This is a genomic window from Caulobacter endophyticus (genome assembly GCF_029543245.1).
GTDB lineage: Bacteria > Pseudomonadota > Alphaproteobacteria > Caulobacterales > Caulobacteraceae > Caulobacter > Caulobacter endophyticus_A.
The window spans coordinates 68,760-91,101 of record NZ_JARQWV010000018.1; the positions used below are offsets into that span (position 1 = coordinate 68,760).

A 22,342-nucleotide genomic window follows, 5' to 3' on the forward strand; every position below is an offset into this window, starting at 1 on the left:
GCTTGCCGCGCTGCAAAACCTCGTCATAGTCCGGCTATCGCGACCGTTGACGAGGGGCGTCCGCATGGCGACGGGCACTGTGCTGTGGTTCGACACCGCCAAGGGCTTTGGCTATATCGCGCCCGACGGCGACGACGGATCCGAGATCCGCGTCAACGCCGCCGCGGTCGAGCGCGCGGGCCTGCCGCCCCTGGAGGACGGCCAGATCATCGCCTACGAACTGGAGCGCGACCCGTTCAGCGGCCAGATGGTGGCCGGCAAGCTTAGGGCCTGAGCGCGGGGCGTGGGCGCGGATGCGCTCAAACAACCGTTCTTCCCCGCGTAGGCGGGGACCCAAGCTGACTTTCCGAGTGAGGCGCGGCCGTGGATCGACCGCTGGCGCCGCTTGGATCCCCGCCTGCGCGGGGATGCTCGGATGAAGAGGCGGGGGGCGAACCCCTACCGCAGCTCGAAATAGGCCGTGCCGTCGCCTTCGGTGTGGGCGACGATGGCGATCTGGTGCTCGGTGCCGTCGTCGAGGGTCAGGCGAGCGTCGCCGGCGCGGAAGGCCTGGCGCATGGCCTCGGGCTCGCCCGTCAGGCTGCCCTTGCCGGAGCGGCGGCCCGCGGGGCCGCTGGAGACCAGCAGCGAGAAGCCGATCTCCTGGCTGTGGCGGGCGATGGTCAGGGCGCCTTGGCCCGTACGCGGAACGGCTGAACTTTTACGCATGAAGAGGGAACGCCCAGCTTGGCCGTTCGCTCCATTCGATGTGGACCTTTCCGTCCGAACACGGCCAAGGTTAGGAACGCAGAGGCGCCCGCCCGCGCTTCATAGGCTGGGCGGTCTGTCGACGAAGGGGAGCCGCATGGCCCGCAAGCCGAACTACAATTTCGAGCGTCAGGAACGCGAGCGCCAGAAGGCGGCCAAGGCCGCGGAAAAGGCGGCCGACAAGGCCGCCGCCAAGGCCGCCAAGCGGGCCGAGGGCGGTGAGGGCGAGCCCTCGCCCGAATAGGCGCTTACTTCTTTTCCGGGTTCCGCACCGACGGGCCTTCCATCTTGGAGGTGTCGGTGTTGATCGGCGGCACGTTGGCCGGGCGGCCGGTCAGGGTCTCGATCGGATAGACCGTGGCGCACTTGAGCCACTTGCCGGCCCAGGCGCCGCCGCGCGCCTCGCACTTCGCCTTCGGCCACACCCAAAGGTAGTGGTAGCCGAACACGCCGACGATGCTGGCGAGGAAGATTCCGATGAAGATGATCTTCAGGCGGTTGATGTTGCGGTTCATGGCGGCGTCTTAAGCACCGGGCGCGCTATGTGGCTAGTCCCATTTCACGGGCGGGAGCGCGCTGGGGCGCAGACGGCTCGTCAAAGGTGTCGTACATTTGTTTGAATGATCCTTGAGAAAGCGCATTACGCTTACGTCAGGGGAAACTTGCAAACCTGTGAGGACGCGCTAAGTCGATGGTCCAAGCAGGGGAAACCTCGAAAGAGAAGCAGCCAGGAGGCGGCGTAGACCGATGAAGGTTCTGGTCCCGGTCAAACGGGTTATCGATTACAACGTGAAGGCTCGGGTGAAAGCCGACCAGACGGGCGTCGACCTGGCGAACGTCAAGATGTCGATGAACCCGTTCTGCGAGATCGCGGTCGAAGAGGCGGTGCGCCTCAAGGAAAAGGGCGCGGCGACCGAGGTCGTCATCGTCTCGATCGGCCCGGCTCAAGCCCAGGAAACCATCCGCACGGCCCTGGCCATGGGCGGCGACCGCGGCATCCTGATCACCAGCGACGCCGACCTCGAGCCGCTGGCCGTGGCCAAGCTGCTGAAGGCTGTGGTGGCCGAAGAGCAGCCCGGCCTCGTCCTGATGGGCAAGCAGGCCATCGACGGCGACAACAACGCCGTGGGCCAGATGCTGTCGGCCCTGCTCGACTGGCCGCAGGCGACCTTCGCCTCGGCCATCGAGATCGCCGGCTCGTCGGCCAAGGTCACCCGTGAAGTCGACGGGGGCTTGCAGACCCTCGACGTCGACCTGCCGGCCGTGATCACCGCCGACCTGCGCCTCAACGAGCCGCGCTACGCGTCTCTGCCCAACATCATGAAGGCCAAGAAGAAGGAAATCGCGCAGAAGACCGTCGCCGACTACGGCGTCGACGTCGCTCCGCGCCTGACCGTCGTCAAGGTCACCGAGCCCGCCAAGCGTTCGGCGGGCGTCAAGGTCGAGTCCGCCGCCGATCTCGTCTCCAAGCTCACGACCGCGGGGGTGCTGTAATGGCCGTTCTCGTCATCGCCGACAACGACAACGCGCACCTGCGCGACGGCACCAACAAGACCGTCACCGCCGCCCTGAAGCTGTCGGGCGACGTCGACGTGCTGGTGCTGGGCAAGGGCGTCTCGGGCGTGGCTGACGCCGCCGCCAAGATCGCCGGCGTCCGCAAGGTTCTGGTCGCCGAAAGCGACGCCCTGGGTCACGGGATCGCCGAAGCCCAGGCCGACGCGGCCCTGGCCCTGGCCGGCAATTACGACGCGATCCTCGTCCCGGCCACCGCCGGCGGCAAGAACTTCGCCCCGCGCATCGCCGCCAAGCTCGACGTCGCCCCGATCAGCGACATCATCGAAGTGGTCTCGGCCGACACCTTCGTGCGTCCGATCTACGCCGGCAACGCGCTGGAGACCGTCCAGTCGGCCGACGCCAAGAAGGTGATCACCGTGCGTCCGACCGCCTTCGCGGCGGCCGCCGACGGCGGTTCGGCCTCGGTCGAAACCGTCTCGGGCGCCGATGCGGCCAAGACCCGCTTCGTCAGCGAAGAGATGGTCAAGTCCGACCGTCCGGAACTGGCCGCGGCCAAGATCGTCGTCTCGGGCGGCCGCGCCATGGGCTCGGCCGAAGAGTTCCAGGCGGTCATCGAGCCCCTGGCCGACAAGCTGGGCGCCGCCGTCGGCGCCTCGCGCGCCGCTGTCGACGCGGGCTACGCCCCGAACGACTACCAGGTCGGCCAGACCGGCAAGGTCGTCGCCCCGCAGCTCTACATCGCCGTGGGCATCTCGGGCGCCATCCAGCACCTGGCCGGCATGAAGGACTCCAAGGTGATCGTCGCGATCAACAAGGACGCCGACGCGCCGATCTTCCAGGTCGCCGACTACGGCCTGGTCGCCGACTACAAGTCGGCCGTGCCGGACCTGATGAGCGCGCTCACCGCCGCCGGCAAGTAAGGCGTCTGGAGCGATCCAGAACCAAAGGCCCGGGAGCAATCCCGGGCCTTTTTGTTTTTCAGCCCAGGCGCCATCCGGGATCCCTCTCTCTTAGAGAGAGGGAGGGGCCCGCCGCCGCAGGCGGTGGGAGGGTGAGTGGTTACGGCCTGGCCGACTGGAGCGCAGTCATGATCTCGTCGGCGGTCCCGCCGGGATCGGCCAGGACCTGCTCGTTTTGAAACCTCAACACCACGTATCCAAGCTGTTCCAAAGTTTCGGTGCGCTGGCGGTCATAGTCTTCGCGACCGTCATGGGCCGCGCCGTCGAGCTCCACGATCAGCTTGCCCGCCTCGCAGACGAAGTCCGCGAAATAGCGGCCGATCGCAATCTGCCGCATGAACTTGAAGCCTGAGAGCCGACGGTTGCGGACCAGGGCCCAAAGCGTCTTTTCGGCCAGGGTCTGCTTCTGGCGAAGGCGGCGGGCGTAGGCGGTCCTGTCCATCAGCAAAGCCTGGGCGCTGGGCTCCTGCGTTTTCAATCAAAGGCATCGGGATTTTTCTGTGAGGGCGAAACCACTCACCCTCCCACCGCTGCGCGGCGGGCCCCTCCCTCTCTCTAAGAGAGAGGGTTTCACGGGGGAACCTGCCCCCGTTTTTGATCTATATCTTCCGCAAAACCCCTTATGCGGCCGCCCGGATTTGCCTGTTATCCGGCTTGGGCTTAAGCCGATCCCATGACGCAACAAGCCGACACCCTTTCCGATCTCGAAGCCAGCAAGGCCCGCGCCCGGGCCTGGTTCGAGAGCCTTCGCGACCAGATCTGCGCCGCCTTCGAGACCCTCGAGGACGAGGCGCCGGCCGAGCTGTACGGCGACCAGCCGGGCCGCTTCGAGCTGAAGCCGTGGGATCGCCCGGCCGGCGGCGGCGGGGTGATGGGCATGATGCGCGGGCGGCTGTTCGAGAAGGTCGGCGTGCACGTCTCCACCGTGTTCGGGACCTTCCCGCCGGAGATGGCCAAGACCATGCCGGGCGCGGCCGAGGATCCGCGCTTCTTCGCCACCGGCATCAGCCTGATCGCGCACATGACCAATCCGCGCGTGCCGGCCGTGCACATGAACACCCGCTTCATCGCCACCACCAAGGGCTGGTTCGGCGGCGGCGGCGACCTGACCCCCCTGCTGGGCTACCAGCGCCAGCAGGACTTTCCCGACGCCATCGACTTCCACGCCGCCTACAAGCGCGCCTGCGACAGGCACGATCCGGACTGGTACGCCAAGTACAAGGCCTGGTGCGACGAGTACTTCTTCCTGCCGCACCGCAACGAGCCGCGCGGCATCGGCGGCATCTTCTACGACCACCATGACAGCGGCGACTGGGAGCGCGACTTCGCCTTCACGCAGGACGTCGGCCGGGCCTTCCTCGAGATCTACCCCACCCTGGTGCGCCGCCGCATGAACGAGGCCTGGACGCCCGAGGAGCGCGAGCAGCAGCTGATCCAGCGTGGCCGCTATGTCGAGTTCAACCTGCTCTACGACCGCGGCACGATGTTCGGCCTGAAGACCGGCGGCAACACCGAGTCGATCCTCAGCTCCATGCCCCCCGAGGTGAAGTGGCCGTAAGCTGATCCTTCTCCCCTTGCGGGAGAAGGTGTCGGCGTAAGCCGACGGATGAGGGGTCTCTCAAATGCAGGACGCCGCGAAAGCTGATCGGCTTTCGCGGCGTTTCCGTTCGTGCGACCCCTCACCCGACCTCCCTTCGGGAGGCCACCCTCTCCCGCAGGGGGAGAGGGCTAGACAGCCAAACACACCACCTGCGCCACGCGCAGATCCCGCCGCAGGCCGTCGGCGATGCGGCCGTAGTTGTCGGTGGTGATGGCCTCGCCCGGGGCGAACTCGGGGATGCTGGCGTCGCCGCCGCGGCGGGGCGTGCGGGCGATCAGGGTGCGCAGGCTTTCGGGGGCGGTGGTGTAGATGCGGCCGCGACGCGGCGACTCCGCCACGGTCACGCCGATCACGCGGCCGGCGCTGTCCAGCGCCGGGGCGCCGGAGAGGCCCGCCAGCGTGCCCTTCAGATTGTCGGTGCGGCCGACCTCGGCCCAGACCAGCACCGGCTCGGTGCGCGCGCCGCGCCCGTGGATCACCAGGTTCTCGCGGCCGATCAGGCGCGAGGCCACCTCGCCGGCGTGGCCCTGCGGGAAGCCGGGGTGGAAGGCCCGCATGCCCTTGCGCGGGTCGCCGAGATTGACCGGCATGGCCGGCGCGCCGCCTTCGGTGGTCAGTATGGCCGCGTCGAACCGCGGGTCGATGGTCACCCGCGCGGCCACGCCGCGTCCGTCGGCGACCAGGATGGCGGCCTGCTTGCAGCCGTCGACCACGTGGCGGGCCGTCAGCCAGACGCCGTTCTGCCCCACCGAGAAGGCCGTGCCCGAGGCCGGCTCCTGCTTGTCGGGCACCTGCACCACGATCGACGGGTCGAAGGGCGAGGCCGGGCCAAGCGGCACGCCTTCCTCGCCGGGCACCGGCGGCGGCGGCGGAGGCGCGTCGGCGCGCTCCTGGCGGCCGATGGCGACCACCAGCAGGGCGGCGACCACGGCGCCGTAGACCAGCCAGTCTGGAAGCTTGGGGAAATGCACGCGCCCCGCTCCGTCAGCCCCCTTGCTCTCAGCCCGCCACGCCGGCGGCGATGATGATGGCGGTGGCCAGCTTGGCGCCCACCAGCAGGGCGGCGGCCGAGACCTCGCCCTCGTTGATCCGCTCGGGCAGGCCCTTCAGCATCATGTCGGTCAGGCGGAACACCAGCAGCTGCAGCGCCAGCGTCGCCACGCCCCACAGCAGGATCTCGATCACCGAGGTCGAGGCCGCCAGCGAGGCGGCCAGCGGTATGGCCAGGCCCGTCATCACGCCGCCCAGCGACAGGGCGGCGGCCGCATTGCCCTCGCGGATCAGCTTGATCTCGCGGTGCGGGGTCAGAAGGATGTAGATCGCCGCCCCGGCGATCAGCATCGCCATGGTCACGCCCACATGGGTCAGGGTCGTCAGCAGGCCGTTGGCGAAGGCCTGGATCTCGGGCGACTGGATCTGAGGCATGTTTACGCGACCCCCTGGGACTTGAGGGGCAAGCTCTAACACGGGTTGGCGAGGCTTGCGTAGGGGGCTCGCCTTTGGAGCGTCGAACCCTCTCTCTTTGAGAGAGGGAGGGGCCCGCCGCGGAGCGGTGGGAGGGTGAGAGGTTTCACCGCCGGCCTGTTCAGGCCGTCATCCCGGGCGGAGCGCAGCGGAGACCCGGGACCCAGGGGCCGCCGCAATGCATCGGCGTCCGCTGGGGCGCTTGAGTTGGCCGCAGAGCCCAGTCCCCTGGGTCCCGGATAAGCCCTGCGGGCTTTCCGGGATGACGAGGGTAGGTTGTTTTAATGGGAGAGGGCGTACCCTCTCACCCTCCCATCGCCTGCGGCGACGGGCCCCTCCCTCTCTCCATGAGAGAGGGAAATTACGCCGTGTCGTCGGCGTCGTCTTCCAGCATGCCGGCCATGGCGGCCATCGACAGCTTGCGCAGGGCGCTGGCGCGGACCTTTTCGCTTTCGCTCTTCAGCTGGCCGCAGGCGGCCAGGATGTCGCGGCCGCGCGGGGTGCGGATCGGCGAGGAGTAGCCGGCCTTGTTGAGGATCGCCGCGAAGGTCTCGATCGCGCCCCAGTCCGAGCACTCGTACTGGCTGCCCGGCCAGGGATTGAACGGGATCAGGTTGATCTTGGCGGGGATGCCCTTGATCAGCTTGACCAGCGCCCGGGCCTCGTCGGGGCTGTCGTTGACGCCCTTCAGCATCACGTACTCGAAGGTCACGCGGCGGGCGTTGGAGAGGCCCGGATAGGCGCGGATGCCGGCCATCAGCTCGGCGATCGGGTACTTCTTGTTCAGCGGCACCAGCACGTCGCGCAGCTCGTCGTTGGTGGCGTGCAGGCTGATGGCCAGCATGGCCTGGGTCGTATCGCCCAGCTTCTCCAGCATCGGCACGACGCCCGAGGTCGACACCGTGATCCGGCGACGCGAGATGCCGATGCCCTCGTTGTCGCTGATGATCTCGATGGCGTCGGCCACCTGGCCCAGATTGTAGAGCGGCTCGCCCATGCCCATGAACACGATGTTGCTGAGCAGGCGGTCTTCCTTGTCCGACGGCCATTCGGCCAGGTCGTCCTTGGCGATCTGCACCTGGGCGACGATCTCGGCGGTGGTCAGGTTGCGCACCAGCGGCTGGGTGCCGGTGTGGCAGAAGCTGCAGTTCAGCGTGCAGCCGACCTGGCTGGACACGCACAGCGCCCCGACCCGGCCCACCGACGGGATATAGACGGTCTCGACCTCGATGCCCGGGGCCATGCGGATCAGCCACTTGCGGGTGCCGTCCTTGGAGACCTGGCGCTCGACCACCTCGGGGCGGGCGATGGTGAAGGTCTCGGCCAGCCGCGCGCGGGTTTCCTTGGCCACGTCGCTCATCTGGGAAAAGTCGGTGACGCCGCGATGGTGGATCCAGCGGAACACCTGGGTGGCGCGCATCTTGGCCTTGCCGTGCTCGACCACGCCGCTCTCGGTCAGGGCGGCGATCAGCTGCGGGCGGGTCAGGCCCGACAGGTTGACGGGCGGCTTGGCCGCGTCGGCCTTTTCAGCGGGCGCAACGCGGGACAGGTCGAGGGTGACGCTCAAGGGGCGGTCCGGGAAATTCGAGGAATGTGCGGGGTCGAGGCGGGGATATAGCAGATGTGAGGCGGTTTTCCAAAAAGCGAGGATCCTCCCCCTCTGGGGGAGGTGGCCCGGAGGGCCGGAGGGGGGACGTTTTCAGCTTTCTGGGCGGTGGATCGTCATCAGCTACTCCCCCCACCCTCCCCGTCGCGGACACCACCCCCCCAGGGGGGTGGCGCTCGGGGCGCGCGGCGCGCCGGCGGGGCGCCCGGGGCGGGGGGGGGGGGGCGCGCCGCGGGCCCCCCCCCCCCGAGACTGGGCGCCGTGCCGGCCGTCGCCCCCTCCGTCACGGCGCGTATCCGCACCGCGCCACCTCCCCCGCTTCGCGAGGGAGGAGCAGACAATCCCCCCATCTCCCGCTAAACCGCGCCCATGCCGTTCACCGCCACCGTCATGACCATGTTCCCCGAGGCCTTCCCCGGCCCGCTCGGCGTCTCGATGATCGGGACCGCCTGGAAGGAGGCCGACCTGTGGCGATTGGAAACACTGGACATTCGCGCCTTTTCCAAGGATAAGCGCGGCTTCCTCGACGACACCCCCGCGGGTGGCGGCGCGGGAGCCGTGCTCAAAGCGGACGTCATCGCCTCTGCGCTGGATAGCCTGGAGCTCGATGGGCGGCCGCTTTTGTACATGAGCGCCCGGGGCAGGCCCCTGACCCAGGCGCGCGTTCGTGAATGGTCCAAGGCGCCTGGCGTCGTGGTGCTGTGCGGCCGCTTCGAGGGGGTGGACCAGCGGGTGCTCGACGCTCGCGGGTTCGAGGAGGTCTCCGTCGGAGACGCGGTTCTCGCCGGTGGCGAGGCGGCGGCGATGGTGGTGATCGAGGCGTGTGTTCGACTTGCCCCGGGTGTGCTGGGGAATATCGAGAGCACGCTGGAAGAAAGCTTCGAGGACGGTCTCCTCGAGCATCCGCAGTACACGAGACCGCGGACGTTCGAAGGGCTCGACATCCCCGAGGTGCTGCTGTCGGGCGACCACAAGAAGGTCGACCAGTGGCGGCGCAGTATGCGTGAAGAAACGACCCGCGAGCGGCGTCCAGATCTCTGGGAAGCGCATCTCGCCAATCAACAGGCAAAAGGCGGCCCGAAAACGGGTAAGCCCAAGGAGAAATGATCATGGCGATCAACATCATCGCTCAGCTCGAGCAAGAAGAATCGGCCCGTCTGCTGGCCGTCCGCGCGATCCCGGAATTCCGTCCCGGCGACACCCTGCGCGTCAACGTGAAGATCAAGGAAGGCGAGCGCGAGCGCGTTCAGGCCTACGAAGGCGTCTGCATCGCTCGTCAGGGCGCCGGCGTCCACGAGAGCTTCACCGTCCGCAAGATCTCGTTCGGCGAAGGCGTGGAACGTCTGTTCCCGCTGCTCTCGCCGAGCATCGAAAGCATCGAAGTCAAGCGTCGCGGCGTCGTCCGTCGCGCCAAGCTGTACTACCTGCGCGACCGTCGCGGTAAGTCGGCCCGTATCGCCGAGCGCGTCAACGTCCGTAAGGACGCCGAATAAGCAGCTCGCTCGCTACGGCGAAGTGTTCGAAGGCCCCGGCGGAAACGCCGGGGCCTTTTGCTTTTGCGGTTGCTCCCTCTTCCGCGCCGCGCAATCCTGGGGCGAGCGACGGGGAGGGCGCATGCGGCGCGTGATGAAGGCGGCCGGCCTGCTGGCTGTAGCGGTGCTGGCGAGCGCCGGGGCGGCGGTGACGACTCCCGACCTGCCTGGAACCCGGGACGAGCCCGAGCTGCTGGCGCCGAACGGCCGGCGCGGGACGAGCGTCGACCTCAACGAGATCCGCATCTATTTCGCCGGCGGCTACGGCGGCGACTGGATCCGCCGCTCGAACATGAGGTTCGTCCGCTCGATCCACGGCATGACCTTCTACAAGGTCAATGGTCGGCTCTATGTCGACCGCGATGGCGACCGGGTGATCGACGCCGGCGCCTTCTACGTGCCCAGGACCGGGCTGGTGCTCGCCGACTGGAACTGCGACGGCCGGGGCGACCAGATCCTGTTGAGCATGCGTCCCGTGCCCAAGGGCTCGTGGGAGGGGCTGCTCAAGCGTGTCCGCGAGGAAGGCGCCAAGACCCCGGCCCGTTGAATGGTCAAGCTTGGTGCATAAGCACGCATCTTGACGGACCGTTGTTCTGTGGCATGATGATTTCACCCTCGCTGTTCAGACACGGCGGGCTTCCAGACCGTCTCCTTTCTAGTGGACGGCCCTCTTCAGGCGGAGCCATCGGCCCCTGGAGTGTACAAACGATGCCAGGGCGCGCCGACAGGTCACTACGACCGGCGCGCCCTTAGTCGTTCGAGGTTGCGTTCAATGGTCCTCGTCCCGCCGGATGGGGACCAAGGCGACCGCCGCGGGCTCGCGCTTCCACGACCAGGGGTCAGGCTTCGGGGCAAGAAATGTGCGCCTGGACGTTGTTTCAGCATCCCCTCGGGGCAGGATCGATCGCTGCGCGGCGATCACACAGCGGATTTTTGGCGCTTCCTCGCTTTACGCGCCCGCGCTTCAGGCCTAGATGCGGGTCGCTATGACCCGCGCAACAAAGACCCTCTACGACAAGATCTGGGACGCCCACGTCGTCAACGAAACCGACGGCGAGGCCATCCTGTACATCGACCTGCACCTGATCCACGAGGTGACCACGCCGCAGGCCTTCGCCGGCCTTCGCGCCGCGCGTCGCCCCGTGCGCCGTCCGGACCGCACGCTCGCCGTGGCCGACCACAACGTGCCGACGCAGAACCAGGCCGCCGGCGTCGAAGCCGTGCAGGACGAGGAAGCGCGTCTTCAGCTCCAGACGCTGGGCCGCAACGTCGCCGACAACGGGATCGAATATTTCCCGATGGGCGACATCCGCAACGGCATTGTCCACGTGGTGGGCCCCGAGCAGGGCCGCACCCAGCCGGGCATGACCATCGTCTGCGGCGACAGCCACACCTCGACCCACGGCGCCTTCGGGGCCCTGGCCCACGGCATCGGCACCTCGGAAGTCGAGCACGTGCTGGCCACCCAGACCCTGCGCCAGAAGAAGGCCAGGAACATGCTGGTCCGCGTCGACGGCCAGCTGGGTCCCGGCGTCACGGCCAAGGACATCGCCCTGGCCGTCATCGGCGAGATCGGCACGGCCGGCGGCACCGGCTATGTCATCGAATACGCCGGCGAGGCCGTGCGCGGCCTGACCATGGAGGGCCGCATGACCCTCTGCAACCTGACCATCGAGGGCGGCGCAAAGGCCGGCCTGGTGGCGCCGGACGAGACCACCTTCGCCTATGTGCAGGGCAAGCCCGCCGCGCCGAAGGGCGCGGCCTGGGACATGGCCGTCAGCCACTGGAAGACCTTCTTCTCCGACGAGGACGCCGTCTTCGACCGCACCGTCGTCATCGATGGCGCGGCCCTCGTGCCGATGGTCACCTGGGGCACCTCGCCGGAAGACGTCGTGCCGATCACCGGCAACGTCCCCGAGCCGGAAAGCTTCGCCACCGCCGACAAGCGCGCCGCCGCTCACCGGGCCCTGGACTATATGGGCCTGACCGCCGGCCAGCCGATCTCGGAAGCCCGCATCGACCGCGTCTTCATCGGCTCGTGCACCAACAGCCGCATCGAGGACATGCGCGCCGCCGCCGCCGTGGTGCAGGAAGCCTTCCTGCACGGCCGCATGGTGGCCCCGCACGTCAAGGCGATGGTCGTGCCGGGCTCGGGTCTGGTGAAGGAACAGGCCGAGTCCGAAGGCCTGGACGCCATCTTCAAGGCCGCGGGCTTCGACTGGCGCGAGCCGGGCTGCTCGATGTGCCTTGGCATGAACCCCGACCGTCTGGAGCCGGGCGAGCGCTGCGCCTCGACCAGCAACCGCAACTTCGAGGGCCGTCAGGGCCGCGGCGGCCGCACCCACCTCGTCTCGCCCGCCATGGCGGCGGCGGCGGCGATCGCCGGCCACCTGGTCGACGTGCGGACCCTGCTGTCGGAGACGAACTGATGCAAGCCTTCACCCGTCTCGACGGCCGCGCGGCGCCCCTGTCGCTGGCCAATATCGACACCGACCAGATCATCCCTAAGCAGTTCCTCAAGACCGTCGAGCGTGAGGGCCTGGGCAAGGGCCTGTTCTTCGACTTCCGCTTCGATCCGAACGGGAACGAGATCGCCGACTTCGTGCTCAACCGCCCGGAGTACAAGGGCTCGTCCGTGCTGATCGCCGGCGACAACTTCGGCTGCGGCTCCTCGCGCGAACATGCTCCCTGGGCCCTGATGGACTTCGGGATCATGTGCGTGATCTCGACCAGCTTCGCCGACATCTTCAACAACAACTGCTTCAACAACGGCCTCTTGCCGGTGGTGCTGGCGGCCGACGAGGTCAGCGTCCTGATGGACGAGGCCAAGGGCGGCAACCACATGGTCAGCGTCGACCTGGAAGCCCAGACGGTGGTTTCGCCCTCGGGCAAGACCTTCAGCTTCCAGATCGACCCGGTCCGCAAGGCCAAGATGCTCAAGGGTCTCGACGCCATCGGCGAGACCCTGCAGCACGCGACCGACATCGACGTCTTCGAAAGCAAGCGCGCCATCGGCCAGCCCTGGCTGGAGTCCTGAACGCGCGCTCCCTCCCCCTTGATGGGGGAGGGCTGGGGTGGGGGTGACCGCGGCGGCTGGGTTCGCGCTACATCCTGACAGGCTTCCACCCCCATCCCCGACCCTTCCCCCATCAAAGGGGGAAGGGGGAGAGTTTCGAATGACCCTGATCCTCGCCGGCTCCATCCGCTTCGCGCCCGAGCGCCTGGAGGCCCTGCGTCCGCACATGGCCGCCCAGGTGGCCGGATCGCGCGGCGAGCCGGGCTGCCTGGCCTACGCCCTGTCGGAGGATCCGCTCGATCCGGGGCTGATCCGGGTTTTCGAGCACTTCACCGACGAAGCGGCCTTGGCCTTCCACCGCGCTTCGCCGCATATGGCCGCGTGGCGCGCGGCTCAGGCCGAGCACGGCGTCCACGACCGCCGCATGTCGTCCTTCGACGTTTCCGACTATCGCGAGATCTGAAATGGCTACGCTTCTCCTGCTCCCCGGCGACGGCATCGGTCCGGAAGTCTGCGCGGAGGTGCGCCGCGTGGCCGCCGCCCTCGTGCCCAGCCTGAATGTCGAGGAAGCCATCTACGGCGGCGCCAGCTACGACGCCCACGGCACGCCGCTGACCGACGAGGTCCGCGACCGCGCCCTGGCCAGCGACGCGGTGCTGATGGGCGCGGTCGGTGGTCCCAAGTGGGCCGACGCCCCGCGCCACCTGCGCCCGGAAGCGGGCCTCTTGAACCTGCGCAAGGCGATGAACGTCTACGCCAACCTGCGCCCGGCCTATTGCTTCGAGGCCCTGGCCGGCGCCTCCAGCCTGAAGACCGAGCTGGTCTCGGGCCTGGACATCATGTTCGTGCGCGAGCTGGTCGGCGGCGTCTATTTCGGCGAGCCGCGCGGCATCGACGTGCTGCCCGACGGCCAGAAGAAGGGCTACGACACCGCCCTCTACACCACCAGCGAGATCGAGCGCGCCGGGCGCGTGGCCTTCGAGCTGGCCCGCGGCCGCAAGAACAAGGTCCACTCGGCCGAGAAGTCGAACGTCATGGAGTCGGGCCTGCTGTGGAAGCAGGTGATCACCGAGCTGCACGCCCGCGAATATCCGGACGTCGAGCTCGAGCACATCCTGGCCGACAACTGCGCCATGCAGCTGGTGCGCGCCCCCAAGCAGTTCGACGTCATCGTCACCGACAACCTGTTCGGCGACATCCTGTCGGACGCCGCGGCCATGTTGACCGGCTCGCTGGGCATGCTGCCCTCGGCCGCCATCGGCGATCCCAACAAGCCGGGCCTCTACGAGCCGATCCACGGCTCGGCCCCCGACATCGCCGGCAAGGGCCTGGCCAATCCGCTGGCCGCCATCCTGTCGTTCGAGATGGCCCTGCGCTGGTCGCTGAAGGAGGTCGAAGCCGCCGACCGCCTGCTCGCCGCCGTCAAGGGCGCCCTGGATTCGGGCGCGCGTACCCGTGATCTCGGTGGAGAACTGACCACTGTTCAGATGGGTGATGCGGTATTGTGTCGCATCTGATTAAGTAGAATAGCGCCGTTATTTCGGCGTTTTACAATTTCTGCTTAAGTTTTTTCGCCCAGTTCCTTGGCTTATCAAAAGATAAGTCGGGACCTGGGCGAAATGCGTTTCAACGACCTGAAGATATCGGCGAAGCTGGGGATCGCGTTCAGCGCCCTGATCATCGCCTTCGTGGCCTCTTCGGCCGTGGTGTTCACCAGCCTTCAGCGCATCGAGGACGCCTCGGTCTCCACTCAGCGCAGCCTTTCCCTGGCCACCGAGGCCGAGGAGATGATGACCTTGGTCCTCGAGCAGCAGAACGCCCTGCGCGCCTACGCCCTGCTTGGCGACGCCGAATTCGCCACGGCCTACAAGGAGAACGCCGCCCAGTTCGACAAGGCGCTGGACGCCTTCGAGGGCAAGACCACGATCGCCGAACAGAAGGCCCGCATCCAGCGCCTGCGCGCGGCTGTGGGCGTCTGGCGCAAGACCATCGCCGAGCCCGCCCAGACGGCGGTCGACAACGATCCGGTCATGGGCCGGATCACCGCCGGCGAACTGATGGGCCGCAAGAGCCTGACCGACATCCGGAGCGTCCAGCAGGAACTGACCGACGCCGCCGCCGAGCGCGTCGCCCTGCGCGCCAAGGAGATGAAGTCGGCCATGGATCTGGCCATCCTGTCGCTGGTGCTGGGGGGCGTGGCCGCCCTGGTCATCGCCGGCCTGATGGGCTGGATGCTGTCGGGCACCATCGGCGCCTCGGTGGCCGCCATGACCGCCGCCATGCGCCGCCTGGCCTCGGGCGACAACACCATCGAAGTCCCCGCCGTCGGCCGCAAGGACGAGGTCGGCCAGATGGCCCAGGCCGTGCTGAGCTTCAAGGACGCCGCCATCCACAAGCTGCGCCTGGAAGACGAGGCCGTCGAACAGCGCCGCATGACCGAGGCCGAGCGCGCCCGCGTCGAGGCCGACAAGGCCCGCAAGGCCCAGGAAGACGCCGTCGCCGTGTCGGCCCTGGCCGAGGCCCTGGGTCACCTGTCGAACGGTGACCTGACCTTCCGCATCACCGCCGCCTTCGCCCCGGACGCCGAGCAGCTGAAGACCGACTTCAACGCCGCCGCCGCCCGTCTGGAAGAAGCCATGCGCGGCATTAACGGCGCCGCCGGCGGCATCCGCGCGGGTTCGGAAGAGATCGCCCAGGCTTCGGACGACCTGTCGCGTCGCACCGAGCAGCAGGCCGCCAGCCTGGAAGAGACCGCCGCCGCCCTCGACCAGATCACCGCCACGGTCCGCAAGACCGCCTCGGGCGCCAAGGAAGTCTCCAGCCTGGTGGCCGGCGCCCGCGCCGGCGCCGAGCGCTCGGGCCGCATCGTCGACCAGGCGGTCGGCGCCATGGCCGGCATCGAGCAGTCCTCGGGCCAGATCGGCAACATCATCGGCGTCATCGACGAGATCGCCTTCCAGACCAACCTTCTGGCCCTGAACGCCGGCGTCGAAGCCGCGCGCGCCGGTGACGCGGGCAAGGGCTTCGCGGTCGTCGCCCAGGAAGTCCGGGCCCTGGCCCAGCGCTCGGCCGAAGCGGCCAAGGAGATCAAGGGCCTGATCTCGACCTCGACCCAGCAGGTCGAGGCCGGCGTGTCCCTGGTCGGCCAGACCGGCGAGGCCCTGCGCGCCATCGTCGACCAGGTGGCCAGCATCGACGCCCTGGTCGGCGAGATCGCCGCCAGCGCCCAGGAGCAGTCCACCGGCCTGCACCAGGTGAACGTCGCGGTGAACCAGATGGACCAGGTCGTCCAGCAGAACGCCGCCATGGTGGAAGAAGCCACCGCCGCCACCCACTCGCTGAAGGGCGAGGCCGGCGAGCTGGCCGTCCAGGTCGGCCGCTTCAAGGTCGCCGGCGCCGCCATGGCCGCCTCGGCCCCGCGCGCCGCCACCCCGGCCTCGCGCCCGGCCGCCAGCCCGGCCCGCGCCGCCCAGGCCCGCGCCGCCGCCTTCGCCACCGAAGGCTCGGCCGCCCTGGCGGTGGATAGCTGGGAAGAGTTCTAAGGCTTCCCCCTTTGGGGGAGGTGGTCCCAAGACCGGAAAGGGGGAGCGTCGCAAGGCGTTCCCCTTTTTCGTTCCTGATCCCTCTCTCTGAGAGAGAGGGAGGGGCCCGCGCCGCAGGCGCGGGAGGGTGAGAGGTTTCAGGGTTTCAAGATAGGGCTCCGCCCCTAAGCCAACCCGCTCGTCATCCCGGAAAGCGCGCAGCGCTTATCCGGGACCCAGGAGGGGCGGGCGCCGCGCCAGGGTTCGCCGCCAGGCGGTAGCCGACGTCATGCGCCTGCCCCTGGGTCCCGGCTCTCCGCTACGCTACGGCCGGGATGACGAAGCGAGGGATCGAGAATTATCCGAGAGGGCGTACCCTCTCACCCTCCCATCGCCTGCGGCGACGGGCCCCTCCCTCTCTCCATGAGAGAGGGGTTTTTAAGCCGCCGCCACCGCGCCCGTGGTCCGGCGCAGGCGCCAGAAGCGGATGGTGCGCAGGGCGCTTTCGCGGGGCAGGGCGGCGTAGAGCTCGCCATAGGCCTTGGCCTTGCCCATCACCTCGTCGGACGGATCCAGGATCAGCAGAGCGAAGGTCAGGAACAGGGCGCGGTCGAAATCGGCCGCCTTGCAGACCACGGCCAGGCCGTCGAGCTCCTTGCGCTCGAGGATTTTGCGGGCGGTGTGGAAGTCGATGTCGGCCATGTCCGACAGGGCGCAGAGGAACAGGGTCGTCTGCTTGGCGCGCAGCATGCTGGCCAGGGCCTGGGGCGTGATCCGTCCCCGGGCCTGGATCAGGCCAAGCTCGTGCATGGCGGCGTCGTAGTCGGCCGGCAGGGCGCCGTCGCGGGCGGCCAGGCGGTTGCGGCCGGCGGCCAGGGCCGCCTCCAGCACCGTCGGGTCGACGCTTTCGTTGCGGGCCATGATCCGGTCGCGCAGCCGCGCCTCGGCCACGAAGTACATCTCGTTGAGCAGGTCGATCGGCAGGCTCTGGCGGTCGATCACCGCCTCGTGCAGGGCCGGATTGGCCTGGGCGCGGTCGACCACGGTCTCGTGGGCCTGGCGCGACAGCTCCGCGCCCTCGTTGCGGATCAGGACGCCCAGGGTGTCGTCGTCGCCGCGCGCGACGATGGCGTCGGAGACGGCGCTGGGCACGTGGGCCCGGCTGGAGATCGCCCGCAGGTGCTCCTGGCCCTGCGTCTGGGCCACGTGCAGCAGATCGGCGTCCGACAGCGGCGCCGCGCCGGTCAGGATCGGGCGGGCCACGGCGATGCTGTCGGCGGCCAGGTTGCGCACCAGGCTCGGCGGCGGCGCGGCCGACTGGCCCAGGCGCTCGGCCAGCTCGACACGCACGGCCTCTTCCATCTCGCCGGCCAGCTGGCCCATGACCTGGTCGAACAGGCCCATCTCCACCGCGCCGTGGTCGTCGCCGGTGAAGAACAGGTCGGTCACCCCGCGCAGCAGCTCGCGGCGCTTGGCGCTCGACGGCTCGTCGGCCAGGGCGATCAGGTCGTGCAGGCGCGATTGCAGCATCAGAAATCGCTCTCCTGGGCGGTGGTCTTCTTCTTGCGCGACGCCGAGGTCGAGGTGTCGCGGCCGGCGTCCCGGGCGGCCTCCGCCAGCCAGTCGGCCGAGCCGTGCTGGGGCTCGTCGTCGGCCGGAGCCGTGGCCACGGCGGCCGGGTCGACCGCCATCAGCACCGTGTTGGGCGGGCCGGGGGCGGCGATCTGGTCCGGCGTCAGGCCGAACATCCGGCCGACCGAATAGGTGCGCGGCGCCAGGCCCTCGGCGGCGCGGGGATTGGCGTAGGCCGGCGCGGCGGCGACCTGAGCGGGCGCCGGGGCCGGGCGCGGTTGGGGCGGCTGCACGGGAGGCGGTCCGCCGGCCAGCTCGCTCGACGGATAGACGCGCGGCGCGGCGGGCCTGGCAGGGGCGATCGGCGCGGCGGCCACGGGCGGGCTGTAGAGGCTGGTCGGCAGGGCGCCTTGCGGGGCCTGGGGGTGAGGCGGAACGTAGCGCTGCTGCGGTTGCGGCTGCTGGATCTGCGGCGCGGCCGGAGCGTTGGCGTAGCCGGCCCAGGCGGCCAACGGCGCGGGGCGTTCGACGGCGCGGGAAGCGGTGTCGGCTGCGGCGGGCGCCATGGGCGCCTCGACCTTGCCGGCCCAGCCCAGCATCGGCCCGCGATAGGCCGAGGCGGCGGCCTGGGCGCGCGGGCTGCGCGGCCCGTAGCGGCTCTCGCGCACGTCGTCGGCGTGCGCCGGAACGGCGACGCTGGCGAGCAGCAGCAGGGGCAGAACGAGGCGCATGCCGGTCCGGACGGAGTTTCTCCAGTCTCGAACCCTTAGCCGACGCCGCTTAATCGCCGCCTAACGGCGCCGTGCGAACCGTCGGACATGCGACTATTGTTCCCTCTCTCTTTGAGAGAGGGAGGGGCCCGCCGCCGCAGGCGGTGGGAGGGTGAGAGGTTTCACCGCCGGCCGCTTTGAAGCACCGTCAGGATCTCATCTCCAATCCCGCCAGGATCGCTCAGCACCCGCTCGTTGGGAAACCGCAGGACCACGTAGCCGAACAGCTCCAGCGTCTCGGTGCGGCGTTCGTCGTAGTCCTCGCGCCCTTCGTGCGAGGCGCCGTCCAGCTCGACGACAAGCTTGCCGGCCTCGCAGACGAAGTCGGCGAAGTAGCGGTCGATCGGAAGTTGCCGCAGGAAACGGAACCCTCCCAGCCGGCGGTTGCGAACGAGCGCCCACATGGTCTTTTCTGCCAGGGTCTGGTCCCGACGCAGGCGGCGGGCGTTGACGGTCTTGTCCATGCAGCCGAGCCTGAATGTTTGCTTCGAGGCGTCGCAACGGAAGGAATCGGGATTTTCCGGCCGAGGGTGAAACCTCTCACCCTCCCACCGCTGCGCGGCGGGCCCCTCCCTCTCTCCAAGAGAGAGGGTTTTCAGCGCCCCCGCCACCAGGCCAGCAGCCGCGCCTCGGCCGCGGCCAGGGCGGCGTGCAGCGCGACGCCCATGGCGGCCAGCACGGCGAGCGCGGCGAAGCCGCGCGCGGTCTGTAGCCGGTTGAAGCTTTCCAGCATCCGCCAGGCCAGGCCCTGGCTGGATCCCGAGCCGGCCACGAACTCGGCCGCCACCGCGCCGACCAGGGCAAGGCCGGCTGCGACCTTCAGCCCCTCCAGCATGGCCGGCAGGGCCGACGGCAGGCGCAGGCGCCACAGCCGCTGCCAGGGCGCGGCGCCGTAGAGGTCGAAGAGGCGCGACAGGTCCGGATCGGCCGCCTTCAGCCCGGCGATCGCGCCCGAATAGATCGGGAAGAAGGCGATCACGGCGGCCAGGGCGGTGACCGCGCGGCCCGGATGGTCGATGCCGGCCCAGATGGTCACCAGCGGCGCGATGGCGATCACCGGCGTCACCTGCAGGATCGCCGCGACGGGGGCGAAGGCGTCCTCGACGATCGGCTTCAGGGCCGCGCAGAACGCCAGGGCCAGGGCGACCAGGGCGGCCAGCGCCAGCCCCGCCAGCGCCGTCGACAGCGTGCCCCAGGCGCTGAGCGCCAGCAGCGGCCCGGCCTCGACCAGGGCCTTGGCCACTTCCGAAGGGGCCGGCAGCAGATAGGCCGGCACGTGCAGCGCCCGGCAGGCGCCTTCCCAGGCGGCCAGCAGGAAGGCTGTGAACAGGATGGGGGCGAGGCGGCGGGTCATGGGGCGAGTCTCCCTGAACCGCTCCAAAGACCGAGCTTCCCCGCGAAGGCGGGGACCCTAGCCGAGTCCGACACGCAAGCCGACGTTCGCAGATGCTCTGGAAAGCCAGCTTGGATCCCCGCCTTCGCGGGGAAACTCGGAGAAAGGAAGGGGCTTGGGAGAATTGTCACCGACCCGCCTCCAGCAGCGCGGAAACCGCCTCGACCGTCTCGCGGAACGCCACCGTCGTGCGGAACCCCGCCGGCCGCATCAGCGGACCCTCGACCCGCACCTCGCCGGCCACGACGCCCGGACCCGGGGTCAGCACCACCACCCGGCCGGCCATGTAGACGGCCTCTTCGACATTGTGGGTGACGAACACCACGGCCGGCGACAGCGCCGCGCACAGGGCCAAAACGTCGTCGGCCAGGGCCCGGCGGGTGATCTCGTCCAGGGCCGCGAAGGGCTCGTCCAGCAGCAGCAGGCGGGGAGCCGTGACCAGCGCCCGGGCCAGCGAGGCCCGCATGGCCATGCCGCCCGACAGCTGGGCCGGCCGGGCGTCCTGCGCTCCGTCCAGCCCCACTCGGGCCAGCGCCTCGCGCGCCTTCGTCCTGGCTTCGCGCGCCGGAACCCCGGCCAGCTCCAGCGGCAGGGCCACGTTCGCCGCCGCGCTCATCCACGGCGCCAGGGTCGGGGCCTGGAACACCACCGAGGTCTCGCCCTTGCCGGCGGCCCGGGCGACGGTCCCGCGCGTCGGCTGCTCCAGCCCGGCCAGAAGCCGCAGCGCCGTCGACTTGCCGCACCCCGACGGCCCGACCAGCGCCGTCACCTCGCCGGCGGCCAGCGCCAGGTCGACGGGGCCGAGCGCCCGGCCGCGCGGATAGTCGACCTCGACGGCGGAGAGGGAAGCGATCGTGGTCACGACCCCTCCCCCTCGATGGGGGAGGGGCAGGGGTGGGGGTGACTACTGAGCGCAAGGGCGTCGACGCCGTGTCCGGTCGGACCGCCGCGCCACCCCCATCCCCGGCCCTTCCCCCATCGAGGGGGAAGGGAGCTTGCTCGCAAGCCCCGCATCACTTCGGCAGGAACGCCAGGCTGTAGGCCTGCTTGTAGTCCATGGTCTTGGGATAGACGCCCTGGTCGGCGGCCACCTCGAAGAACTGCGCCCAGCGCGCGTCGGTCATGGCGCCGATCCCGTCCTTGGGCACGATGCCGTAGGACCGCATCTTGTCCCGAGCCTGGTCGAGCAGGTCCTGGGTCATTTCGGGGTTGTCCTTGAGGATCGCCGCGTCGCCCGGTTTGGCGTCGCCGTAGAGATAGCTCTTCCAGCCGGCGGCGATGGCGTCGCTGATCGCCTGCACCTGGGCGGGCTTTTCCGCGATCATCTTGTCGGTCACCAGGGCGAACGACGCATAGGCCGGATAGCCGTCGTCGGCCAGCAGGAACACCGCCGGCTTATCCCCGCCCGCCTTCTCGATCAGATAGGGCTCGGAGGTCGCGTAGCCCTGCTGGATCAGGCTCTTGTCGGCCAGGAACGGGGCGACCGAGTAGTTGTACTTGCGCACCTGGGCGTCGGTGAAGCCGTGCTTGGCCTTAAGCCACACCCAGAACGCCGTCACCGAGGCGTCCGACAGCAGGATCGGCTTGCCCTTCATGTCGGCGATGCTGGCGACCCCGGTTCCCGGGTGGGCGATCAGCACCTGCGGGTCCTTGTCCATGTAGGCGGCCACGGCTTTGACCGGCACGCCTTCCTTGGCCAGGTTCAGCACGATGAAGCTGTTGGAGCCGACGCCGATGTCCACCGCGCCGGTGGCCAGGAGCTGGGGCACGTTCACGCCCGGCCCGCCCTGGACGATCGAGACGTCCAGCCCGCGCCTGGTGAACTCGCCCGTCGCCACGGCCTGGTAGTAGCCGCCCAGCTCCGCCTGGCCCCGCCAGTCGGTGGCCAGCTTCAGCTTCGTCAGGCCCGGGGCTGCGTCCTTCTTGGCCGGCGAGCAGGCGGCGGCCAGCAGGGCCAGGCCCGATGCGGTCACGGCGCGGCGCGAAAAGGTCATGGCGGATCCCCCGGTACGATGCGGCGCGGAGGTTAGCGGGGGCGATCCGCTAGGCAAAGCCCGTCTCCATAATCTCCCGTCATTCCCGCCCTCGTGGCGGGAACCCCTGGTTCCGTTCGCACGTGCGGCGCAAGCGGACTGCTCGGCAGTCCGCCCCCACTGTCCTTGCGGCTGACAGAGGGGTTCCCGCCACAAGGGCGGGAATGACGGGAGGAAAAGAAATGTCGTGAACAAAATAAGAACTTATGGTTGGGTTCGTCGACCGGAGCCGTCCCAGGGACCTCAACACCGCCTGGATCGCCGTCTACATCATGAGCGATGGTTATCGCCGCACGCTCTACACAGGTGTCACCGCGCAGTTCCAAACCCGGATCGTCCAGCATCGCGAAGGCGTCGGCTCGGCTTTCACTCGCAAGTACGGACTGACCCGTCTTGTCTGGTACGAGGTCCATGCCGTCATGACCGAGGCCATCCAGCGCGAAACCTCTATCAAGCGCTGGCCGCGCCAGTGGAAGATCAACCTGATCGAGCGCGACAATCCGCTTTGGGATGATCTGTACGACGCGGTTTTCGAATGGACGCCCGTTCCGCGACAGGTGTGAGCGGCCCCCTCAATCTCCCGTCATTCCCGCCCTTGTGGCGGGAACCCCTCT

General features: G+C 69.1%; 26 protein-coding genes and 1 pseudogene. 15 read left to right on the forward strand and 12 right to left on the reverse strand.

The genetic code is table 11. The features are described from left to right. The first annotated feature begins 64 nt into the window (after window positions 1–64). A complete protein-coding gene (locus tag P7A99_RS17400) occupies window positions 65–274 on the forward strand; it encodes a cold-shock protein (protein ID WP_277795032.1) in 210 nt (69 codons plus the stop codon). A gap of 164 nt (window positions 275–438) precedes the next feature. Here P7A99_RS17400 and P7A99_RS17405 read toward each other — a convergent pair whose 3' ends face one another. After that, on the reverse strand, window positions 439–708 hold the full coding sequence (locus P7A99_RS17405; protein ID WP_277795033.1) for a hypothetical protein: 270 nt from the start codon (window positions 706–708) through the stop codon (window positions 439–441). 136 nt (window positions 709–844) lie between these two features. Here P7A99_RS17405 and P7A99_RS17410 point away from each other — a divergent pair, with 136 nt between their 5' ends. Continuing rightward, window positions 845–991, forward strand: coding sequence for a hypothetical protein (locus tag P7A99_RS17410; RefSeq protein WP_277795034.1), 147 nt, complete (start codon window positions 845–847; stop codon window positions 989–991). 4 nt (window positions 992–995) lie between these two features. Here P7A99_RS17410 and P7A99_RS17415 read toward each other — a convergent pair whose 3' ends face one another. Beyond that, window positions 996–1,262: a hypothetical protein gene (locus P7A99_RS17415; protein ID WP_277795035.1), complete on the reverse strand. Its 267-nt coding sequence runs from the start codon at window positions 1,260–1,262 to the stop codon at window positions 996–998. 232 nt (window positions 1,263–1,494) lie between these two features. Between P7A99_RS17415 and P7A99_RS17420 the strand changes: the two genes are divergently transcribed. Then, entirely contained in the window at window positions 1,495–2,241 is a 747-nt protein-coding gene (locus P7A99_RS17420) for an electron transfer flavoprotein subunit beta/FixA family protein (protein WP_277795036.1), read from the forward strand. Next, on the forward strand, window positions 2,241–3,182 hold the full coding sequence (locus tag P7A99_RS17425; protein ID WP_277795037.1) for an electron transfer flavoprotein subunit alpha/FixB family protein: 942 nt from the start codon (window positions 2,241–2,243) through the stop codon (window positions 3,180–3,182). Before P7A99_RS17420 ends, P7A99_RS17425 begins: the two co-directional genes overlap by 1 nt. A 139-nt stretch (window positions 3,183–3,321) precedes the next feature. On the opposite strand, the gene P7A99_RS17430 is transcribed toward P7A99_RS17425, so the two are convergent. Further along, window positions 3,322–3,663 (reverse strand): endonuclease domain-containing protein, encoded by a 342-nt coding sequence (locus P7A99_RS17430; protein ID WP_277795038.1) that lies wholly within the window; start codon window positions 3,661–3,663, stop codon window positions 3,322–3,324. A gap of 231 nt (window positions 3,664–3,894) precedes the next feature. On the opposite strand from P7A99_RS17430, the gene hemF reads away from it, so the two are divergent. Then, window positions 3,895–4,779, forward strand: a complete 885-nt coding sequence (gene hemF / locus P7A99_RS17435; protein WP_277795039.1) for an oxygen-dependent coproporphyrinogen oxidase — start codon at window positions 3,895–3,897, stop codon at window positions 4,777–4,779. Window positions 4,780–4,949: 170 nt separating this feature from the next. Here the strand turns inward: hemF and P7A99_RS17440 are convergent, their stop codons facing one another. Next, complete coding sequence (locus P7A99_RS17440; protein ID WP_277795040.1) at window positions 4,950–5,792, reverse strand: S1 family peptidase; 843 nt, start codon at window positions 5,790–5,792, stop codon at window positions 4,950–4,952. Between the two features lie 28 nt (window positions 5,793–5,820). Beyond that, window positions 5,821–6,246 (reverse strand): DUF350 domain-containing protein, encoded by a 426-nt coding sequence (locus P7A99_RS17445; protein ID WP_101718505.1) that lies wholly within the window; start codon window positions 6,244–6,246, stop codon window positions 5,821–5,823. A gap of 160 nt (window positions 6,247–6,406) precedes the next feature. Between P7A99_RS17445 and P7A99_RS25245 the strand changes: the two are divergent. Next, window positions 6,407–6,484: pseudogene (locus tag P7A99_RS25245) on the forward strand (hypothetical protein); the annotation flags it as partial. Between the two features lie 162 nt (window positions 6,485–6,646). On the opposite strand, the gene rlmN reads toward P7A99_RS25245, so the two are convergent. After that, the gene (rlmN, locus tag P7A99_RS17455) at window positions 6,647–7,852 is read right to left on the reverse strand and encodes a 23S rRNA (adenine(2503)-C(2))-methyltransferase RlmN (protein ID WP_277795041.1); all 1,206 of its coding nucleotides are present in this window, start codon (window positions 7,850–7,852) and stop codon (window positions 6,647–6,649) included. A 408-nt stretch (window positions 7,853–8,260) separates the two neighbouring features. Between rlmN and trmD the strand changes: the two genes are divergently transcribed. The 8 genes from trmD (at window position 8,261) to P7A99_RS17495 (ending at window position 15,981) form a co-directional block, all read left to right on the forward strand. Then, window positions 8,261–8,998 (forward strand): tRNA (guanosine(37)-N1)-methyltransferase TrmD, encoded by a 738-nt coding sequence (trmD, locus tag P7A99_RS17460; protein WP_277795042.1) that lies wholly within the window; start codon window positions 8,261–8,263, stop codon window positions 8,996–8,998. Window positions 8,999–9,000: 2 nt separating this feature from the next. Beyond that, complete coding sequence (gene rplS, locus P7A99_RS17465; RefSeq protein WP_277795043.1) at window positions 9,001–9,384, forward strand: 50S ribosomal protein L19; 384 nt, start codon at window positions 9,001–9,003, stop codon at window positions 9,382–9,384. Window positions 9,385–9,505: 121 nt separating this feature from the next. Beyond that, window positions 9,506–9,970, forward strand: coding sequence for a hypothetical protein (locus P7A99_RS17470; RefSeq protein WP_277795044.1), 465 nt, complete (start codon window positions 9,506–9,508; stop codon window positions 9,968–9,970). Window positions 9,971–10,409: 439 nt separating this feature from the next. Further along, the gene (gene leuC / locus P7A99_RS17475; RefSeq protein ID WP_277795045.1) at window positions 10,410–11,852 is read left to right on the forward strand and encodes a 3-isopropylmalate dehydratase large subunit; all 1,443 of its coding nucleotides are present in this window, start codon (window positions 10,410–10,412) and stop codon (window positions 11,850–11,852) included. Further along, window positions 11,852–12,460: a 3-isopropylmalate dehydratase small subunit gene (gene leuD, locus P7A99_RS17480; protein WP_277795046.1), complete on the forward strand. Its 609-nt coding sequence runs from the start codon at window positions 11,852–11,854 to the stop codon at window positions 12,458–12,460. The genes leuC and leuD overlap by 1 nt, the downstream gene beginning before the upstream one ends. A 139-nt stretch (window positions 12,461–12,599) precedes the next feature. Next, window positions 12,600–12,902 carry a putative quinol monooxygenase gene (locus P7A99_RS17485; protein ID WP_277795047.1) on the forward strand — a complete coding sequence of 101 codons (303 nt, stop codon included), beginning with the start codon at window positions 12,600–12,602 and terminating at the stop codon, window positions 12,900–12,902. Between the two features lies 1 nt (window position 12,903). Beyond that, entirely contained in the window at window positions 12,904–13,956 is a 1,053-nt protein-coding gene (gene leuB / locus P7A99_RS17490; RefSeq protein ID WP_277795048.1) for a 3-isopropylmalate dehydrogenase, read from the forward strand. Between the two features lie 102 nt (window positions 13,957–14,058). Beyond that, window positions 14,059–15,981: a methyl-accepting chemotaxis protein gene (locus P7A99_RS17495; RefSeq protein ID WP_277795049.1), complete on the forward strand. Its 1,923-nt coding sequence runs from the start codon at window positions 14,059–14,061 to the stop codon at window positions 15,979–15,981. Between the two features lie 417 nt (window positions 15,982–16,398). On the opposite strand, the gene P7A99_RS17500 is transcribed toward P7A99_RS17495, so the two are convergent. The 6 genes from P7A99_RS17500 to P7A99_RS17525 all read right to left on the reverse strand — a co-directional run bounded on the left by P7A99_RS17500 (window position 16,399) and on the right by P7A99_RS17525 (window position 21,689). After that, the gene (locus P7A99_RS17500; protein ID WP_277795050.1) at window positions 16,399–17,490 is read right to left on the reverse strand and encodes a DUF2336 domain-containing protein; all 1,092 of its coding nucleotides are present in this window, start codon (window positions 17,488–17,490) and stop codon (window positions 16,399–16,401) included. After that, window positions 17,490–18,263, reverse strand: a complete 774-nt coding sequence (locus P7A99_RS17505; RefSeq protein WP_277795051.1) for a hypothetical protein — start codon at window positions 18,261–18,263, stop codon at window positions 17,490–17,492. The genes P7A99_RS17500 and P7A99_RS17505 overlap by 1 nt, the downstream gene beginning before the upstream one ends. A gap of 161 nt (window positions 18,264–18,424) precedes the next feature. Next, on the reverse strand, window positions 18,425–18,766 hold the full coding sequence (locus tag P7A99_RS17510) for an endonuclease domain-containing protein (protein WP_277795052.1): 342 nt from the start codon (window positions 18,764–18,766) through the stop codon (window positions 18,425–18,427). 131 nt (window positions 18,767–18,897) lie between these two features. After that, window positions 18,898–19,656 carry an ABC transporter permease gene (locus tag P7A99_RS17515; RefSeq protein WP_277795053.1) on the reverse strand — a complete coding sequence of 253 codons (759 nt, stop codon included), beginning with the start codon at window positions 19,654–19,656 and terminating at the stop codon, window positions 18,898–18,900. Between the two features lie 166 nt (window positions 19,657–19,822). After that, window positions 19,823–20,557: an ABC transporter ATP-binding protein gene (locus tag P7A99_RS17520; RefSeq protein ID WP_431307684.1), complete on the reverse strand. Its 735-nt coding sequence runs from the start codon at window positions 20,555–20,557 to the stop codon at window positions 19,823–19,825. A 151-nt stretch (window positions 20,558–20,708) separates the two neighbouring features. After that, window positions 20,709–21,689 carry an ABC transporter substrate-binding protein gene (locus P7A99_RS17525; protein WP_277795054.1) on the reverse strand — a complete coding sequence of 327 codons (981 nt, stop codon included), beginning with the start codon at window positions 21,687–21,689 and terminating at the stop codon, window positions 20,709–20,711. Between the two features lie 245 nt (window positions 21,690–21,934). Here P7A99_RS17525 and P7A99_RS17530 point away from each other — a divergent pair, with 245 nt between their 5' ends. Continuing rightward, window positions 21,935–22,291 (forward strand): GIY-YIG nuclease family protein, encoded by a 357-nt coding sequence (locus P7A99_RS17530; protein ID WP_277795055.1) that lies wholly within the window; start codon window positions 21,935–21,937, stop codon window positions 22,289–22,291. The last annotated feature ends 51 nt before the right edge of the window (window positions 22,292–22,342 follow it).